The organism is Mesorhizobium sp. M7A.F.Ca.MR.148.00.0.0, assembly GCF_003997735.1.
Taxonomy (GTDB): domain Bacteria; phylum Pseudomonadota; class Alphaproteobacteria; order Rhizobiales; family Rhizobiaceae; genus Mesorhizobium.
On record NZ_RZTB01000528.1, the window covers coordinates 1 to 288 of the forward strand.

Below are 288 nucleotides of genomic sequence, written 5' to 3' on the forward strand. Positions count from 1 at the left end.
CACTCGTGCACAGCGGAACGCTGCGTTCCGGTTTCGGCGAAACGTCGGAAGCGATTTACCTGACCCAGGGCTATGTCTACGAAACGGCACAGGCCGCCGAAGCTCGTTTCAAGGGCGAGGAGCCGGGTTTCATCTATTCGCGCTACGCCAACCCCACCGTCGACATGTTCGAGAAGCGCATGTGCGCGCTCGAAGGCGCCGAAGACGCCCGCGCCACCGCGTCCGGCATGGCCGCGGTGACGGCCGCCCTTCTGTGCAGCGCCAAGGCCGGCGACCATATCGTGGCGG

1 protein-coding gene is annotated in these 288 nt (G+C 65.6%); it reads left to right on the top strand.

The window, feature by feature from the left end; translation table 11 throughout:
- Positions 1 to 288 (top strand): PLP-dependent transferase (locus tag EOB49_RS35210; protein ID WP_206526222.1); only part of this gene is annotated, 288 nt, incomplete at both ends.